At 59.8% G+C, this 17723-nt stretch carries 18 protein-coding genes; 9 read left to right on the top strand and 9 right to left on the bottom strand.

Going from position 1 to position 17723, the window contains the following annotated elements:
* Positions 1-125 precede the first annotated feature (125 nt).
* Positions 126-2117 (bottom strand): methyl-accepting chemotaxis protein, encoded by a 1992-nt coding sequence (locus tag FHT93_RS12915; RefSeq protein WP_113013064.1) that lies wholly within the window; start codon positions 2115-2117, stop codon positions 126-128.
* Between the two features lie 450 nt (positions 2118-2567).
* On the opposite strand from FHT93_RS12915, the gene rpmH reads away from it, so the two are divergent.
* From rpmH to yihA, 4 genes are all read left to right on the top strand, one after another.
* Positions 2568-2702, top strand: coding sequence for a 50S ribosomal protein L34 (rpmH, locus tag FHT93_RS12910; protein WP_016552555.1), 135 nt, complete (start codon positions 2568-2570; stop codon positions 2700-2702).
* 22 nt (positions 2703-2724) lie between these two features.
* Complete coding sequence (gene rnpA / locus FHT93_RS12905; RefSeq protein WP_112541782.1) at positions 2725-3126, top strand: ribonuclease P protein component; 402 nt, start codon at positions 2725-2727, stop codon at positions 3124-3126.
* Positions 3126-4919 carry a membrane protein insertase YidC gene (gene yidC / locus FHT93_RS12900; RefSeq protein WP_029869014.1) on the top strand — a complete coding sequence of 598 codons (1794 nt, stop codon included), beginning with the start codon at positions 3126-3128 and terminating at the stop codon, positions 4917-4919. The genes rnpA and yidC overlap by 1 nt, the downstream gene beginning before the upstream one ends.
* 130 nt (positions 4920-5049) lie before the next feature.
* Positions 5050-5703, top strand: coding sequence for a ribosome biogenesis GTP-binding protein YihA/YsxC (gene yihA / locus FHT93_RS12895; protein ID WP_029869015.1), 654 nt, complete (start codon positions 5050-5052; stop codon positions 5701-5703).
* A 42-nt stretch (positions 5704-5745) separates the two neighbouring features.
* Here yihA and FHT93_RS12890 read toward each other — a convergent pair whose 3' ends face one another.
* From FHT93_RS12890 to FHT93_RS12880, 3 genes are all read right to left on the bottom strand, one after another.
* Entirely contained in the window at positions 5746-6303 is a 558-nt protein-coding gene (locus FHT93_RS12890) for a fasciclin domain-containing protein (RefSeq protein WP_113013065.1), read from the bottom strand.
* A gap of 112 nt (positions 6304-6415) precedes the next feature.
* On the bottom strand, positions 6416-7135 hold the full coding sequence (locus tag FHT93_RS12885; protein WP_113013066.1) for an anti-sigma factor: 720 nt from the start codon (positions 7133-7135) through the stop codon (positions 6416-6418).
* The gene (locus tag FHT93_RS12880) at positions 7132-7668 is read right to left on the bottom strand and encodes a sigma-70 family RNA polymerase sigma factor (RefSeq protein ID WP_183847874.1); all 537 of its coding nucleotides are present in this window, start codon (positions 7666-7668) and stop codon (positions 7132-7134) included. The genes FHT93_RS12885 and FHT93_RS12880 overlap by 4 nt, the downstream gene beginning before the upstream one ends.
* Before the next feature lie 156 nt (positions 7669-7824).
* Between FHT93_RS12880 and argB the strand changes: the two genes are divergently transcribed.
* The gene (argB, locus tag FHT93_RS12875; RefSeq protein WP_037100983.1) at positions 7825-8712 is read left to right on the top strand and encodes an acetylglutamate kinase; all 888 of its coding nucleotides are present in this window, start codon (positions 7825-7827) and stop codon (positions 8710-8712) included.
* A 30-nt stretch (positions 8713-8742) separates the two neighbouring features.
* Here argB and FHT93_RS12870 read toward each other — a convergent pair whose 3' ends face one another.
* Entirely contained in the window at positions 8743-9588 is an 846-nt protein-coding gene (locus FHT93_RS12870; RefSeq protein WP_183847872.1) for an oxidoreductase, read from the bottom strand.
* A gap of 119 nt (positions 9589-9707) precedes the next feature.
* Here FHT93_RS12870 and FHT93_RS12865 point away from each other — a divergent pair, with 119 nt between their 5' ends.
* Positions 9708-10625 (top strand): LysR family transcriptional regulator, encoded by a 918-nt coding sequence (locus tag FHT93_RS12865; RefSeq protein WP_183847870.1) that lies wholly within the window; start codon positions 9708-9710, stop codon positions 10623-10625.
* Here FHT93_RS12865 and FHT93_RS12860 read toward each other — a convergent pair.
* From FHT93_RS12860 to bchE, 3 genes are read right to left on the bottom strand one after another with little or no spacing between them, the layout of a single operon-like run.
* Complete coding sequence (locus FHT93_RS12860) at positions 10610-11380, bottom strand: isocitrate lyase/phosphoenolpyruvate mutase family protein (protein ID WP_113013070.1); 771 nt, start codon at positions 11378-11380, stop codon at positions 10610-10612. The two genes, FHT93_RS12865 and FHT93_RS12860, sit on opposite strands and share 16 nt — an antisense overlap.
* On the bottom strand, positions 11377-12447 hold the full coding sequence (locus FHT93_RS12855; RefSeq protein WP_183847868.1) for a trifunctional transcriptional activator/DNA repair protein Ada/methylated-DNA--[protein]-cysteine S-methyltransferase: 1071 nt from the start codon (positions 12445-12447) through the stop codon (positions 11377-11379). The genes FHT93_RS12860 and FHT93_RS12855 overlap by 4 nt, the downstream gene beginning before the upstream one ends.
* 55 nt (positions 12448-12502) lie before the next feature.
* Positions 12503-14032 (bottom strand): magnesium-protoporphyrin IX monomethyl ester anaerobic oxidative cyclase, encoded by a 1530-nt coding sequence (gene bchE, locus FHT93_RS12850; protein ID WP_183847866.1) that lies wholly within the window; start codon positions 14030-14032, stop codon positions 12503-12505.
* 188 nt (positions 14033-14220) lie between these two features.
* Between bchE and FHT93_RS12845 the strand changes: the two genes are divergently transcribed.
* Together FHT93_RS12845 and FHT93_RS12840 are read left to right on the top strand one after the other, a co-directional pair.
* Positions 14221-14928, top strand: a complete 708-nt coding sequence (locus tag FHT93_RS12845; protein WP_113013073.1) for a pyrimidine 5'-nucleotidase — start codon at positions 14221-14223, stop codon at positions 14926-14928.
* A 101-nt stretch (positions 14929-15029) separates the two neighbouring features.
* The gene (locus tag FHT93_RS12840; RefSeq protein WP_183847864.1) at positions 15030-15662 is read left to right on the top strand and encodes an EF-hand domain-containing protein; all 633 of its coding nucleotides are present in this window, start codon (positions 15030-15032) and stop codon (positions 15660-15662) included.
* A gap of 104 nt (positions 15663-15766) precedes the next feature.
* Here the strand turns inward: FHT93_RS12840 and FHT93_RS12835 are convergent, their stop codons facing one another.
* Positions 15767-16639: an LOG family protein gene (locus FHT93_RS12835; protein WP_112970243.1), complete on the bottom strand. Its 873-nt coding sequence runs from the start codon at positions 16637-16639 to the stop codon at positions 15767-15769.
* Positions 16640-16834: 195 nt separating this feature from the next.
* On the opposite strand from FHT93_RS12835, the gene dapD reads away from it, so the two are divergent.
* Entirely contained in the window at positions 16835-17692 is an 858-nt protein-coding gene (gene dapD / locus FHT93_RS12830) for a 2,3,4,5-tetrahydropyridine-2,6-dicarboxylate N-succinyltransferase (RefSeq protein WP_112969987.1), read from the top strand.
* Positions 17693-17723: the final 31 nt, after the last annotated feature.

Genomic DNA, 17723 nt, shown 5'->3' with positions numbered 1-17723 from the left:
CCATCAGAATGAGCTTGTATATTAGAGCAGAATGCTCCGCTTTCAAATCTTTGCGAGGAGCGGCAAGTCGTCACAAACAAAAACGCCGCCCGCAGGCGGCGTTCCGATCCTGATTGCAGAGGCTGTCAGAACTCTTCCCAGCTCTGCTCCGCAGCGGCTGCATTGCCGCCGAAGGCCCGTGCGACGCGGCTGATAGCGCGGCGCGCCGGAGAGGCGACTGGCTGGTGATGCTGCTGGCGGGCAACGGCAACAGACGCCTCACTGGAAAGCTTGAAGCGGGAGATGAGGCGCACGAGGCCATCGGCTTCGGCCGAGAGCTTGTGGGTCGCAGCCGAGGTCTCTTCCACCATCGCGGCGTTCTGCTGAGTGACCTGATCCATCTGGTTGACGGCGGTGTTGACTTCCTTGAGGCCGGTCGACTGTTCCTTTGCCGCTGTCGCGATCGAATGGATATGATCGTTGATGGCGATGACCCGAGTTTCGATCTCGGACAAGGCCTCACCCGTCGCCTGAACCAGCTTGACGCCGACCTGCACCTCGTCGCCCGACTTGGTGATGAGCGCCTTGATATCCTTCGCTGCGGTTGCCGAGCGTTGGGCGAGTTCGCGCACTTCCTGCGCGACGACAGCAAATCCCTTACCGGCTTCACCGGCACGGGCAGCCTCGACGCCGGCGTTCAGCGCCAGCAGGTTTGTCTGGAAGGCGATCTCATCGATGACGTTGATGATCTGGCTGATTTCGCGAGACGCCTGTTCGATGCGGCCCATCGCATCGACCGCGTTGCGAACCACGACGCCGGAGCGGCCGGCATTTTCCTTTGCCTCGGAGACCATGACGGTCGCTTCCTGCGCACGTTCGGTCGAATTCATAACAACAGCCGTGATCTCGTCGAGAGCAGCGGAGGTTTCCTCCAGTGCGGCGGCCTGCTGTTCAGTACGCTTGGAGAGATCGTCGCTGGCGTTCCGAAGTTCGTTGGTATTGCCGTTGATCGCTTCAGTCGTTTCGCGCACTTCGCGCATGGTCGTCTGCAGCGTCACGAATGTGCTGTTGACGTTATTCTGCAGTTCGGCAAAGGCGCCCTGGAATTGGCCGCGCATGGTCTGCGTCAGGTCGCCTTCGGCAAGGCTTGCAATGACCCGGCGGGTTTCATCGACGCCGGCATCGACGCTCGACAGGAGCAAGTTGATGTTGCCGGCGAACTGATTGAGGCTTTCGTCCTCATAGTCCTTGTCAATGCGATGGCTGAAATCGCCGGCGGCTGCGGCCGCAACAACGACCGACATGCTGGACTGCAGGTCGTCGCTCTTTGCGCGCATCGCCGCTTCCTGGGCATTCATGCGCTGGATAACGAGGCCGTTTTCCTTGAAAACGGCGACGGCTGCGGCCATTTCGCCGATTTCGTCCTTGCGGCCGGCAAAGGGCACTTCGACCTGGAAATTGCCGTCTGCGACCTCCTTGATCGCATCCGTCACCTTCTTGATCGGCCGGCTCAGGTGGCTGGTACCGATGTAAAAGCCCATGCCGACGCCTGCCGCGATGCCGATGCCGGTAATGCTGAGCACCAGCATCAGGATCCAGCTGCGGAAGTCTTCGATCTCGTCATTGACTGCCGTCAACTCGGCCTTGTCGGTGGTGACGATCGCGTCGATCTCGGCCTGGAAGGCCTTGCGGTTTGCGCGGTTGGCGTCGTTATTGCCCTGCTCGTTGGCCGCCTGCGGGCTGACCTGCGTGCCGAGACGTGCCGTCTCGCTGCGGAAGGTGCGGAATTCCTTGGCGCGGTCGACGAGCTTGGTGAAGGAATCTTTCTGGCTGTCAGGCACAAGCGGCGCCCAACCGGCGATGACCTTGTCGATCTCATCCAGATCGGCCATCAGCCCCTTGGCGAAAGCCGGCGTCTGGTCGAGGCTCTTTGCAGCATAGATGCCGCGCGATTCCATGACGACGGCGGTGACAAAGCGGTTCAAGCGTTCGCCTGCATAGGCGCGGGCCGCGGCGTGTTCATACGCCGTCAGGTTCGCGTTATACTTGGCCATCGCCGACAGCGCGGTGGCACCAATCAAAAGCGCAACGCCGCCCATGACAGACACAAGAAGATTGATTTTGCCGCGAATTTTCAACGAACACTCCTCGCCTCACAATGCCCGGAAAACACATTCCCAGCCGATGCACTGGAAGATCGGGTAAATTCGTTAATGTTGTATTTCGAATATTAACAATATCGACTACAGGAAATTACCCATATTTACTGTTAGCCGCGTTATGTTTCGTCCAGAACCGAGCATCTTCAAGAAAGAAAAACTCCGGCTGAAAGCTTTCCGAAGCCTCCAGACGAAATATACAACCATATATTGAACCGCCGCATTCGTTAACACCGACGTGCGAAATCTTGCCATCCGCCGTGTGTATTCAGGAATCTGCCTGCCATAATTGACTTTGAGAGGCTTCATCCGTATAAGCCGCCGCACGTCCGGTCGTTTCAGGTCTTTTGCGACCTCGTCCGTTCGAAAAACCACGCTCCTTGCATTATGCAAATTCAAGAAGGGCCGCACTCCGCGGTGTTTAAATAAATGAAGCGTACCTATCAGCCCTCGAAGCTTGTTCGCAAGCGCCGCCACGGTTTCCGTGCGCGTATGGCCACTAAGGGCGGCCGCAAGGTCATCGTTGCTCGCCGCGCACGCGGCCGCAAGCGTCTTTCGGCCTAAGGCCGGAATTGCCCGATAGAAAATGACGGGCGAATTGAAGACCAAAGAAGACAAACAGATTGTCGGGCGGCTCTTGAGCCGCCCGCAATTTCTTGCAGTCCGCGAAGGCGAAAAGCGCCGCGGCCCTCTCTTCCTTCTCGAGGTCCTGAACCGCAAGGAAGAAGAAAGCGAAGCCCGCGTCGGCTTCACAGTCACCAAAAAACATGGCAACGCCGTCGAAAGAAACCGCATGCGGCGGCGCCTTAAAGAGGCGGTGCGGCTTCATGCAGGGTTTGCAATGCAGCCCGGACACGACTATGTGGTTGTCGCCCGCAGGGACGTTTTGACGGCGTCCTTCGATGAACTGGCCGCGGAACTGAAAGCCCGCGTGGAAACCAGGCCGAAACACCGGCGCCCGAAAGACGAGCGCCCCAGGAACGTATGATGCAAAACAACCGCAATTACTTCATTGCGATCGCTCTCTCGGTGCTGATCGTCCTTGGCTGGCAGTTCCTCTACATGAACCCGCGCATCGAAGCTCAGCGCAAGGCTCAGGAAGCGCAGAAGGCACAGCAGCAGACCGAGCAGACGCAGCAGCCTGCCGCAAGCAGCAGCCCGAGCGCCCAGACGAATGGCGCCGCCCCGACAGGCCAGGCAGTTGCGACCGCTACCCGCGAAGAAGCGCTTGCAAAGACGCCGCGTGTTGCCATCGACACCGCCGCGCTCTCCGGCTCCATCAACCTCGTCGGCGCTCGCCTCGATGACCTGAAGCTCAAGGCCTATCACGAGACGGTCGATGACTCGAGCCCGATCATCACGCTGTTCTCGCCAGCTGAAACCAAGGATGGTTACTTCACCGAACTCGGTTATGTCGGCAGTGACACGACAGGCACCGTTCCAGGCCCATCCACCGTGTGGACCGCACCGGAGGGCGCAAAGCTCACCGAAAAGACGCCGGTCACTCTTACCTATACAAATGACAAGGGCATCACCTTCGCCCGCACGATCTCCGTCGACGAGCATTACATGTTCACGGTCACGGACAAGATCCAGAACGCCGGCCAGGCACCTGTCTCGCTTTCCTCTTACGGCCGCGTGACGCGCTACAACAAGCCGACGACGCCGTCCGTCTACGTTCTGCATGAAGGCTTCATCGGCGTCATCGGCGACGACGGTCTCATCGAGAGCAAATATTCGGCAGTCGAGAAGGAAGCCGTTACCCCGCCAAAATCCACCGGCGGCTGGCTCGGGATTACTGACAAGTATTGGGCCGCGACAATCATCCCGCCGCAGCAGGCACCCTATGACGCGCGTTTCTCGCACTTCACCGACGGGCAGCCGCGCTACCAGGCGGACTATAAGGAAGACGCCTTTACAATTGCGCCGGGCCAGTCGGTCGAACTCAAGAATCTTGTCTTTGCCGGTGCGAAGGAAGTTCCCGTCATCGACGGCTACGAACAGAGCTACAACATCCCGCGCTTCGACCGCCTGATCGACTGGGGCTGGTTCTATTTCATCACCAAGCCGATGTTCAAGCTGATGGATTTCTTCTTCCGCTACTTCGGCAATTTCGGCGTGGCGATCCTCTGCACGACCATCGTTGTCAAGGCGCTGTTCTTCCCGCTCGCCAGCAAGCAGTATGCTTCGATGGCGAACATGAAGCGCATGCAGCCGAAGATGGAAGAGCTGAAGGCCAAGTTCGGCGACGACCGTATGGGCCTGCAGCAGGCGACGATGCAGCTCTACAAGGAAGAAAAGATCAACCCGATCGCCGGCTGCTGGCCGGTGGCGCTGCAGATTCCGATCTTCTTCTCGCTCTACAAGGTGATCTACATCACCATCGAAATGCGCCATGCGCCGTTCTTCGGCTGGATCAAGGACCTTTCGGCACCCGATCCGACGTCGATCGTCAACCTGTTCGGCCTGCTGCCATTCGAGGCTCCGACCCTGCTGCATCTCGGCGTCTGGCCGCTGATCATGGGTATCACCATGTTCTTCCAGATGCGCATGAACCCGACCCCGCCGGATCCGACGCAGGCCATGATCTTCAACTGGATGCCGCTGGTGTTCATGTTCATGCTGGCGAGCTTCCCGGCAGGTCTGGTGATCTACTGGGCCTGGAACAACACGCTCTCGGTCATCCAGCAGTCGGTCATCATGAAGCGCCACGGCGTGAAGATCGAGCTCTTCGACAATCTGAAGGGCCTGTTCAAACGAAAACCGGCACCATCGAAATAGTCGAAAAGCCCTGCTTCGGCAGGGCTTTTTGTTTCCGGCCGCCGAAGCGCTCAACCGCGCGAAGCTTGACAACACGCCTTAAAAACATGAAGCCGGTTCCATTACCGAACCCGGAGATTGCAGAATTCATATGACTGAAATCGCAAAGCCGCTCTTCGGCCACCCCTGGATCTTCATCCGCGGCGTGCCTTCCCTGAAATTCCTTCCGCCGGAAGGTCCCCTGGAAGTCGCCTTCGCCGGTCGATCGAATGTCGGCAAATCGTCGCTGATCAATGCGCTGGTCGGTCAGAAGGGTCTGGCGCGCACCTCCAATACGCCGGGACGCACGCAGGAGCTCAACTACTTCGTTCCGGATGGCTATTCCGGCGAGGGCAGCGACCTGCCGCCAATGGCGCTGGTCGACATGCCTGGCTATGGCTATGCGCAGGCGCCGAAGGAGCAGGTGGATAACTGGACGAAGCTCGTCTTCGACTACCTGCGCGGCCGCGCGACGCTGAAGCGCGTCTATGTGCTGATCGACAGCCGCCACGGCATCAAGAAGAACGACGAAGACGTGCTGACGCTGCTCGACAAGGCGGCCGTTTCCTATCAGATCGTTCTGACCAAGACGGACAAGATCAAGGCGCCGGCCGTGCCGAAGCTGCTTGCCGAAACATCGGAAAAGATCCGCAAGCGGCCAGCCGCCTATCCGGCCGTGCTTTCAACGTCTTCGGAAAAGAACGAAGGACTGGACGAACTGCGCCAGGCGATTGCCGAAACAGTCGGCATCAACAACTGGAAATAAAGAGGCGCCCCGAAAGGCGCCTCTGACAGCCGATACCTGGAATTACATCTTCGGCAGCAGTACCTTGTCGACGACGTGAATGACGCCGTTCGACTGCTTGACGTCAGCGATGGTGACGTGGGCGACATCGCCATTTTCATCCGTCAGCGTGATCTTGCCCATGCTTTCCTTTGCCTTGAGCACGCAGCCGCCGACCGTCTTGATATCGTGCTCGCCGCCATCGTCCTTGATCATCTTTGCGACGGTCTTCGACATCGCGTCTGCGGCAACGACATGGCACGTCAGGATCTTGACGAGCTTAGCCTTGTTTTCCGGCTTCAGCAGCGTATCGACAGTGCCTTCCGGCAGGGCAACAAAGGCTTCGTTGGTCGGTGCGAAAACGGTGAAGGGCCCTTTGCCTTCCAGCGTGCCGACGAGGCCGGCGGCCTTCACGGCAGCAACAAGGGTCGTATGATCCTTGGAGTTGACGGCATTCTCGACGATGTTCTTGTTCGCATACATCGCGGCACCGCCGACGATCGGGTTCTTTGCCTGAGCAGCGAAAGCGATGGCGGAAAAGGCGGCGGCGAGAGCTGCAGCGCGTAATGCGGACTTGATCATGATTTTTCTCCTCTGCATCCGGTCGCAGCCGCCGGCTTTATGCCCTGCGCCGCCCGGATATCAGCAACTACGGAAGGCGCTGCAGAAGAGTTTCAGGAAAATGATCCGATTTTCACGGTCTGTGGATCGAACCGCTGGCGATGACGGGACCCGTCGGCTGATGTGTGGGCGAGCCGCCGAATGGCTCCAGGCTGACGGCCAGCGTCGCGCCATCGGAAATCTGGCCGCGCATATCCGTCGGTATCAGCAATTCGCCGTTCATACCGCGCTGGAAGACGCCGAGAGAACGGGGCGTGCCGCTGCCCGGCACCAACCAGAGCTCCAGAGATTTCTCCTCCGGCTTGCCGGCAGCGACCGGCACGATCTTCAACCGGCCCGTCTGGATCTCGTAAGAGGCGGTCAGATTGACCTGATTGTTCTGCCCGGAGAGATCGGCCACCAGCGGCGGCGATACAGGGGGCTGAGGCACGAGACCGGAGGTAAAGGCGATGACGCCCAGGGTGACCGCAAGGGAGGCAAATGTCAGCGAGCGCCAGAAACCGGCGGAATTCCAGAGGCCGTGCGAAAAGCGCGGCGCACTCTCCGTATCGGCGAAGAGACGCGCCTCGATCTGCTTGAAGGTCTCGTGGCTCGGAGAAGCCGTGCCATATTCGTCGTTGAAGCCGGAGAGGTTGACCTCCCAGCGGCTGACGATCGCGGCAAACTGCCGGTCGCGGCGCATGCGTTCCTCAACGATCTTGCGATCCTGAAGAGAGAGGACGCCCAGCACATATTCGCCGGCGAGAACCTCATCCCGGGAGCGGTCTCCCTTGCTTTTGTCGGGCGATGTCATCGTTCCATGCACTCTCTCAGTTTCAGCAGGCTGCGTCTAAGCCATGTCCGCATCGTATTCAGCGGGACACCAAACTGATCGGCCAGTTCCTGATAGCTCAGCCCTTCGACATAAGCCCGTTTCACTGCGACCGCACGATCAGCTTCCAACTCTTCCATGCAGGTGTCAATCCGCCTTCCTTCATCCTTAATCACGACTTGCGCTTCAGGATCGGGACCGGCATCGGCAAGATCAAGCGCTTTGTCGATTTCGTCGGCTACAGGCTTGCGCGCACGCAAGGCATCGATCGACTGATTGCGGGCAATTGCCGCAAGCCAGGCGACCGACGTCGCGGAGCCGGCCGTAAAGGCGCCGGCGCGCTGCCATATCTTGATATAGACCTCCTGCAACACCTCTTCGGCCTCGTTCCTGTTTCCAAGAATACGAAGGCAGATCGCCAGAAGTTTCGGGCCGGTCTGGTTATAGAGCGCGGCGAAGGCCCTGCGGTCGCCCAACGCGACACGGCCGATTAAATCTGCAAAATCCCCAGTCATGTCGCCCTCGAATGAACGATTTCCGGTTCAATAGTTTCAATATGAGCTGGCCGGCTTCCAGGTCGGCCTTAGATACGAAAAACTATTGCGTGCCGGATTATTCCCTCTGTTAAAAACTTGAGATAAAAGGCCGCGATCAATTCCGCGGGGTCCCCCATGAACGAGTCCGAAAGCGAAATCCAGGCACGTCTTCTCGCACAGGCGCTGCCCTTCATGCAGCGCTATGAAAACAAGACGATCGTCGTGAAATACGGCGGCCATGCCATGGGCAATCCGGAGCTCGGCAAGGCTTTCGCCAGCGATATCGCGCTTCTGAAGCAGTCCGGCGTCAACCCGATCGTCGTTCACGGCGGCGGCCCGCAGATCGGCGCCATGCTGACGAAGATGGGCATCGAATCGAAGTTCGAAGGCGGGTTGCGCGTCACCGACCAGAAGACGGTCGAGATCGTCGAGATGGTTCTCGCCGGCTCGATCAACAAGGAAATCGTCGCGCTGATCAATCAGACTGGCGAATGGGCGATCGGCCTCTGCGGCAAGGACGGCAACATGGTCTTCGCCGAAAAGGCCCGCAAGACCGTCAAGGATCCGGATTCCAACATCGAGCGTGTGCTCGATCTCGGTTTCGTCGGCGAAGTCGTCGAAGTCGACCGCACGCTGCTCGACCTTCTCGCCCGCTCCGAGATGATCCCGGTCATCGCGCCGGTTGCTCCGGGCCGCGATGGCGCGACCTACAACATCAACGCCGACACGTTTGCCGGTGCGATTGCCGGAGCGCTGAACGCCACCCGCCTGCTGTTCCTGACGGATGTGCCCGGCGTTCTCGACAAGCAGGGCAAACTCATCAAGGAGCTTTCCGTCGCCGAAGCGCATGCGCTGATTGCCGACGGCACGATTTCCGGCGGCATGATCCCGAAGGTCGAGACCTGCATCGATGCCATCAAGGCCGGCGTGCAGGGCGTCGTTATCCTCAACGGCAAGACGGCCCATTCGGTGCTGCTCGAAATCTTCACCGAGCACGGCGTCGGCACACTGATCGTTCCCTGATCGAAAAAGGCGCCCTTGCGGGCGCCTTTCTCATGCTCCGGCAAAGTTTGTCGAGAGCGTCAGATCTTCCCAAGCATCAATTTCCGAACTCATGCTCTTGAGCTTGTCGCGGACCAGCGTCAGCGCATCGGCGCCGAGCAGCAGATGGACCGGCGGATCTTCAGCCTCGACCAGTGCCAGCACAGCGGCCGCCGCTTTGCGAGGATCGCCTGACTGTCTGCCGCTCTTTTCCTCGCGCGCCCTGCGGATGGGATCGAAGAGCGCATCGTAATCAGAAATGCTCCTGTCGGTGCGGATCATCGATCGTCCGGCCCAGTCGGTGCGAAATGAGCCAGGAGCCACAGCGGTGACTGCAACATTAAATGGCTTCACTTCCTTCGCCAAAACCTCGCTGATGCCTTCGAGCGCAAATTTGCTGCCGCAATAATAGGCGATGCCCGGCATGGTGATGAACCCGCCCATCGATGTGATGTTGATGATATGACCCGCCCGCCGCCGGCGCATGAACGGAAGAACGGCCTTCATCATCCCGACGGCGCCGAAAACATTGACCTCGAATTGCCGGCGCATTTCCTCGATCGACGATTCCTCCAAAGTTCCTTCATGTCCATAGCCGGCATTGTTGATGAGAACGTCCACCGGACCGATGGTTCCCTCGATGCCGGCAACGGCCGGTTCGATTGCCTCTATATCGGTCACGTCGAGGCGGACTGCCGTCGCCCGACGCGGCGCCAGCCTCTCGAACGACGCTATTGCATCATCGTTTCTCACCGTTCCCACCACGCGGTGGCCCTTTTCCAATGCGGCCTGCGCAAAGGCGCGGCCAAAGCCAGAGCTGACACCGGTAATGAGAAACTGCTTTTCGATTGCACTCATCGTGAACTCCTTTCCTGGCGCACCCGTCATATGAAGGCTGCGCGTTCCGTCATGTGGCGGCGCAGGGGAGATAGTTCCAATATATTGCGGAGGTGAATGCGATATCTTAAACGTATCGCATGGAACTTCGTCATCTTCGTTATTTCATCGCCGTCGCAGAAGAACTCAATTTCACACGCGCGGCACGGAAGGTCGGTATCGGCCAGCCGCCACTCAGCAATCAGATACGCGATCTTGAAAACGAGATTGGCGCGGCTCTTTTCCGCCGCCTCTCGAACGGCGCGGAACTGACGGAGGCGGGCAAGGCCTTCCTGCCGGAGGCGCAGGCGATTTTGCTTCAGGCGGAGCAGGCCAAACGATCTGCGCTGCGGGCGGCGCGCGGAGGGAGCGGGCGGCTGCGGGTTGGCTTCACCAGCTCTGCGGTGTTCAATCCGGTCGTGCCCGCCATCGTGAACGCCTTTCGCGAGAAATATGCGGCCGTCGAACTCGGCCTGGAGGAAGCGCCGACGGCGCAACTGCTGCAGCGTCTCGACGGGGACGAACTCGACGCCGTCTTTATCCGCCCGGGCAGCAGTGATGTGCTGCAGGCCCGATGTCAGCTGCTGGCCGAAGATCCCATGGTCATCGTGCTTCCAGCAAGGCATCCGCTGTCACAGGCGCAGACGTTACCCCTCGGCGCCCTGGCCGAAGAGAGCTTCGTCCTCTTTCCACGTGAGGCGGGTGCCGGCTTCTTCGACGACATCATCGCTGCATGCCGGCGGGTGGGATTTGAACCGCGGCTCGGCCAATCAGCGCCGCAGATCACTTCGATTGCCAGCCTGGTCGCAGTCGGTCTCGGCGTTTCGATCGTGCCGGCGGAAATGGTGAAGATCAATGTTCCCGGTGTTTGCTACATCGCATTTGACGGCGAACCGCCAGCGGCACGGCTGGCACTCGCCACCCGGCGTGACGAGCGCTCCCCCACCGTTCGCAATTTCATTGCTCAGGCCATCGCCATGCAGCGAAACTCCACCGGCAACGATCAGTTGGCCGAATAGATCGCAGCTGCTGCTTCCTTCAGCTTTTCCATCATCGCCCGATAAGGCCCCGGACCATAGCTGATGCGCGAAACACCGAGCCTTCCAAGATCGGCCGGTTCGGGCGCACCGGCCTTCATCATGATATTGACCGGCAGCGAGGATGCGGCGCAGACCTTTTCGATCAGGGCCGGCTCGATCAGACCCGGCACGAAGAAGCCGCTGGCGCCTGCCGCTGCATAGGCCTTGCCACGCTCGATCGCTGCATCCACCAACCCTGCGTGCCTGGAGCCGTCACCTTCCTGAAGGAAGAGATCAGTGCGGGCATTGAGGAAAAAATTGATGCCTCGCGCCTTCGCCATTTCCCTGATGGCGCGGATGCGAGCCGCCTGCACTTCGATAGAATGAAGGCCGGCCTCGCCGACGCGCTGGTCCTCGAAGTTGATCCCTATGGCGCCAGCCTCGATGAGCTTTGCGACATTGGCCGCGGCGCCGGCGGGTTCGGTGGAATAGCCGCCTTCGAAATCGACCGAGAGCGGCAGGTCGTTGACGGCGGTGATCGTGCGCGCCGTCTCGATCAGCACATCCATCGGCAGCTTCTGGCCGTCGCCATAACCATTGGCAGCCGCGACGGACCAGCTTCCGGTCGCGAGCGCCTTCGCGCCCGCCTCCGTAACGGCCTTGGCCGTTCCGGCATCCCAGATGTTGTATAAAATGACGGGCGTGCCCTTGCGATGCAGCGTACCGAAATAGTCGGCTTTCTCAGTCTGATTCATGCTGTCCTCTCCATTTTATATCCGCTGATCTTTTCCTCGTGCCGCAGCAGCCATTGCTTGCGCCACAGCCCGCCGCCGTAGCCGGTGAGTGAACCATCCGCGCCGAGGATACGATGGCAGGGCACGATGATGGCGAGCTGGTTGGCGCCGTTGGCACGGCCGACAGCACGCACCACCTCCGGCCTTTCCATCTCTCTTGCAAGATCGCCATAGGCGCGTGTCTGGCCGACGGGAATTTCGATGAGCTTTGCCCAGACATGCTTTTCGAAGGACGTACCGTCAAGCGCCAGCGGCGTCTTGAATGTGGTCAGCCGCCCTTCGAAATAGTCCCTGATCTCCATCTCGATCTGGTCGATAGCAGGCGTACGGCCGATCGCGACCGAGGAACGGACACGCTTCTGCAGGGCTTCGAGTTCGGTCGGCAAAGCCTTGCGGTCGTGAAATTCGAGGAGATGCAGATGCGTCTTGTCGGCGACTGCTATCATCGGTCCGAGCGGTGTATCGAACCAGTCGGCAAAGAGCAGTTCGCGGTTTTGCGAAAGCGCCGGCGCCTTGCCGACCAGCCGCTGAAAAGCGGCGCGAAAGCCGCTCGGGGATTCATATCCTGCATCGAGCTGCACATCGATCACCCGCGCGCCACCGGCGAGCTGCCGTGCTGCTTCGCCAAGCCGGCGATAGCGTACGATATCGTGGAAGGTCATGCCGAGCGCCCGCTTGAAGGCGCGGCGCACGGTCGAAGGATCGTAGCCCCGGCGTACGAGCTCATCTTCGGTCCAGCGCACATCGGGTTCGCTGTCGAGCCGCGCCAGCAGCATGTCGACGACCGGCTCGCGGCCCGGCTGCTCCAGCGGCCTGCAGCGCTGGCATGGACGGAAGCCCGAATGCATGCAGGCGGCGATCGTATCGAAGAAGATGGTGTTTTCCCGCTTCGGCTTGCGCGCCGGGCAGGTCAGACGGCAGAAGATGCCTGTTGTCTTCACACAGACATAGGCCTGGCCCTCATAATCGGCGCTGCGGGCAATCAGGGCATCATAGAGCGTGTCATCGTCGGGGCGTTCGAAAAGCATGTCGGCTTTCTAGCACTCCGCGCCTCAGTCGTCCGCCGAAAATCGGGCGTCTATTTTATTCCGCAGCGTCGAGGCTCTTCACATGCCGCTGCGGGCGCAGCATCGATTCCTCCTCTGCATCCTGGGGTGCGCCCCAGAATGTCTCGAGGGTCGGGCCTTCCTTGAGGTGGCGGCGGCGGAAAAGGAATTCGAGGATCTCGTGAAACCAGACGCGGCGGCCCATCTGCGTATACCAGCGCATGGAATGACGCTGTTCTGGATCGCGGTGGAAGAGAATACGCAGCAGCGCCTTCGGGCGCGCCTGGACTGCGACCTCGATCAGCTTGACGCAGGCGACCAGCACGATCGGGTTGAGATAGCGCATCTTCAGGACCTGATGCTTATAGTCCCATTTGCGGATATCGGCCTCGATCACCTGTCGCTCGCGAGCGATGCGGAAGAAGGGCGTCCATCGATGCGGCGTCACATAGAGCGCCTGGATCTGGTCGGGATCATAGGAGAGCAACTGCCGGAAGCCGCGCCAGAGATCGCTCAGCTTCTCCTCCTCGAAACCGACGACCCAGGTCGCCATGGAGAGGATATCGTGCCGGCGCAGGAGGCGGATCGCTTCCCGGTCGGTTGTCTTGGCACCGCCCTTCTTGATCAAGGCAAGCGTCGCCTCATCGGTGTTTTCCATACCAAGCAGCCAGCGGACGATGCCAGCCTTGCGATAAAGGTGCAGGATATCGGCATCGCGAACGATGTCGTCGGCCCGCGTCGAGCCGACGATCTGCACGGGCACATTCTCGGCAACCATCGCTTCGAGGAAAGCCAGCCAGGCTTTTCGCGAGGATGTCGGGTTTTCATCGGCGAGGTTGATGAGTTCGACGCCCTCTTCGCGATAGAGCCTGGCAATCTCGCGGGCGAAAAGCTCCGGCGAGCGATGACGCCAGCGGGTCCAGAAACCACGCTGGCCGCAATAGTTGCAAAGATGCGGGCACCCCCTGGAAAACTGCATGACGACGGCACGCTTGCCGCCCCAGTAGCTATAGTTGCGATGATCGATCAGTTCCCAGCCGACGCGATAGGCATCGAGATCGGCGATCGCCTGTGCTGGCTGCGTTGCCAGGATTTCGCCATGGCCATCGCGAAAGGCAATTCCGGGGATCGTGGCGAGCGGACGGTTCGTCACTAGCGCATCCGCAAGACGCCGCATGGTTTCCTCACCCTCGCCGCGCACGAGGACGTCGAATGCCTCGGTCTCGGCCAGCACCTCCCGCCAGTGATAGGTTGGAAATACGCCACCATAGATGATGGAGATTTTCGGATCGCTGCTCTTGATAGCCTCTGCGATCACTCGAGCAGTCGGATGGGCCGACGTCGAGCCCGAATGGCCGATCAGCACCAGATCGGGACTGTCAGCCACCACCCGACTGACGATGTCCGCAACCGTCATCGGCCCGAATTCGGCATCGATCAGCCTGACGACATGACCATCGTCGATCAGCGGACCTCCAACCGAAAGAAGGCCGAGCGGCGGAAGATGATCATCGGGAATACGGCTGCCGATCGCGGTATGCGGCGGGTTTATCAGAACGATCTTCATGCGACTTTACCCTTGCGGGTCCCCCTGTCTGACGCAGGCAGAGGTCACCAGCTATCAATGGCGAAAGTCGGCCAAAATCTCTCTAAAGTTGTGAAAATCTGGCGGCTTTTTTTGGGAGGACCTCGCTGGGCCGGACCTGCTAGCGAAAGCCTTTGGTTTCCCGCCGCGGCCATGCGATAAGAGCGGCTATGACAAAGATCGACCGCACGCCTACCAAAAACGATTTCGAGCACGTGACCGAATGGGTCTTCGACCTCGACAACACGCTCTATCCGCATCATGTCAATCTGTTCGCGCAGATCGACAAGAACATGACGGCCTATGTCTCAGCGCTTCTGCAGATGGAGCATGACGAGGCGCGCAGGCTGCAGAAGCAATATTATCTCGATCATGGCACGACGCTGCAGGGGCTGATGATCCATCACGGGGTCGATCCCAACGATTTCCTCGAAAAGGCGCATGCGATCGACTATTCGTCGCTGACCCCGCATCCGGACCTTGCCGACGCAATCAAGGCCCTGCCGGGCCGTAAGTTCATCTTCACCAATGGCAGTGTCCCGCATGCACAGGCAGCTGCCGGCGCACTCGGCATTCTCGATCATTTCGACGATATCTTCGACATCGTCGCGGCAGACTACCTGCCGAAACCGGCGCAGGCGACCTATGACAAGTTCATGGCGCTGAAGAAGATCGAGACGAACAAGGCTGCGATGTTCGAAGACCTGCCTCGCAATCTCACCGTGCCGAAGGCACTCGGCATGCAGACCGTTCTGCTGGTGCCGCGCAACCTGGAAGAGACCGTCGTCGAATGGTGGGAAAAGACCAGCGGCGAAGATGACCACATCGATTTCGTCACCGACGATCTTGCTGATTTCCTTAAGAAGATTACGGCCTAGCTTACCAAAGTTTCATCCATCTTACAGATGTTTAACTGGGTCCGGGCGCGGTTCGGACCTACCTTTCGTGGTCGAGGGACACCCTACGAAAGGATGCAATCATGCACCGCAACAAGCTTATTCTGACGGCTCTTTCTTCTGTTCTTCTCCTCGGCGCCGCTGCCGGGGTGAGCTTCGCCGCACCAAGAGACCGGCCGGATCGGCCCGACCGTCCGGGACATCATGGCCAGATGGGCTGGGGCATGATGGGCGGTCCGCGTGGTGCTGCCTTCCGCGACATCGTCTTCGTGCGCATGCTGAAACAGTTCGACACCAACAAGGACGGAAAGATTACCAAGCAGGAGGCGACCGATGGCATGGAGAAGATCTTCGCCGCCATCGATACCAACCATGACGGCTCGCTGACGCCAGGCGAAATCCGCGCCTACCGCGAAGCACAGTTCAAGGCGCGTCGTGAAGCGGTCTCAGCCAAGCGGGGCGATGCGGATCAGAATGCGGCGCCGCAGGCCGGCGACGACAAGAACCATGGCCGTCATGGCCGCGACGGCCACCACTGGATGCATGGCAATGGCCGCTTCATGGCAATGATGATGGGCCGCATTGACACCGACCAGAACGGCCAGATCAGCAAGCAGGAAGCGGAAACCGCCTTCAACAAGTTCTTCGATCGCATGGACCGCAACAAGGACGGCGTGATTTCGATCGACGACATGCCGGACCAGCCCTTCCTCTGAAGGGATGACCGAACCGCAAGCAGTTCATCGCGAGGGGTTTGCCCCTCATCAGGAGCCCTCTTCCCCTCATGGGAAGAGGGCTTTTCGTTGCCAGGCGTTAGAGCCTAGTGGCCTTCCCGGTGCTCGTAAAAATCCTGGACGATCTTCCAGGCCTCGTCGGCAGTATCGACGAAACTGATCAGGTTCACGTCCTCGGGGGCGATCGTCCCGAATTCGGCGAGCGCATCGAAATTGATGATGCTGTGCCAGAATTTCGAGCCAAAGAGCAGCAGCGGGATGCGCTCCATGCGGCCTGTCTGGATCAGCGTCAGGCATTCGAAGAATTCGTCCATCGTGCCGAAGCCGCCGGGGAAGACCGCAATTGCCTTGGCGCGCACCATGAAATGCATCTTGCGGATTGCAAAATAGTGGAAATTGAAGCTGAGCTCGGGCGTCACATAGGCATTCGGCGCCTGTTCGTGCGGCAGCACGATATTGAGGCCGATCGAAGGTGCTCCTTCATCCGCCGCGCCCCGATTTCCCGCCTCCATGACGCCGGGACCGCCACCGGTAACGACGACATATTCGTGGAAATCGAAGCCGGCAGCATAGCGTGAGCAAAGGCGGGCGAACTTGCGGGCCTCATCATAATAGACCGATGCGGCTTCGAGGTTTGCGCGCTGGGTTTCGTTGCGGGCGGCCCAGGCGCTCTGGCCGGGGGCCGGAATGCGCGCGCCCCCGAACAGGACGACGGTCGACTTGATGCCGCGCTCGGCCATCATCATCTCGACCTTGAGGAGCTCGAGCTGCAGGCGGATCGGGCGCAGCTCCTCGCGGCAGAGGAAATCCTCGTCCACATAGGCAAGGCGATAGGCCGGCGAGAGCGTCTGTGGCGTCTTCGGAACCGCTTCCGCACGCTGCCTGTCGCTCGAACTGCTCTTCAACGGGTCCCAGACGCCATCCTTGCGCCGTCCGCCGCCGTTTCTTGCCTTTGCCATATCGAAATGCCTTTCAGTATCACCGGCCATAAGTGACCGGATATGTCGCTATAACGCCTTGAATCCAGATATGATCTTGTCCGAAAAATCATTCCATTTTACGGGCGCATGCTGTAGATCGGGTGAAAACCCGCCAACCGCAATTCCGGAGACTCCGTCGTCTCCACGATAAAGATCGAAGTTTAAGGAATTCTCATGAGCGCCACCGACCTCGCATCCCTCGAAAAGACCCTCGAAACTGCCTTCGACAATCGCGACAATGTGAACACGTCGACGAAGGGTGAAGTGCGCGATGCGGTCGAGGCGGCTCTCAACCTGCTCGACGAGGGCAAGGTGCGCGTGGCCGAGCGCGGCGCCGACGGCGCCTGGAAAGTCAATCAGTGGCTGAAGAAGGCCGTGCTGCTTTCCTTCCGCCTCAACGACATGGAAGTCGTCAAGGGCGGTCCTGGTCAGGCAACCTGGTGGGACAAAGTTCCCTCGAAGTTCGAAGGCTGGGGCGAGAACCAGTTCCGCGCCGCTGGCTTCCGGGCCGTGCCGAACGCGGTCGTGCGCCGCTCGGCCTATATCGCCCCGAACGCCATCCTGATGCCGTCCTTCGTCAATCTCGGCGCCTATGTCGGCGAAGGAACGATGGTCGACACCTGGGCGACTGTCGGCTCCTGCGCACAGATCGGCAAGCACGTGCATCTTTCCGGCGGCGTCGGCATCGGCGGCGTTCTGGAGCCGATGCAGGCCGGCCCGACGATCATCGAAGACAATTGCTTCATCGGCGCCCGTTCGGAAGTGGTCGAAGGGTGCATCGTGCGTGAAGGCTCGGTGCTCGGCATGGGCGTCTTCATCGGCAAGTCCACCAAGATCGTCGATCGGGCAAGCGGCGAGATCACCTATGGCGAAGTGCCGCCCTATTCGGTCGTTGTTGCGGGCTCGCTGCCATCTGACAAGACGATGGCGAACGGCCAGCCGGCGCCGAACCTCTATTGCGCCGTGATCGTCAAGCGCGTCGACGAGCAGACCCGTTCCAAGACCGGCATCAACGAACTGCTCAGAGATTGATGACAGCCCGATATTGATTCGGTAAACAATC

It is taken from the genome of Rhizobium sp. BK379 (assembly GCF_014193955.1).
GTDB lineage: Bacteria > Pseudomonadota > Alphaproteobacteria > Rhizobiales > Rhizobiaceae > Rhizobium.
Note: the sequence above shows the minus strand (reverse complement) of the source record. Positions and strands in the feature narration are given on the sequence as shown.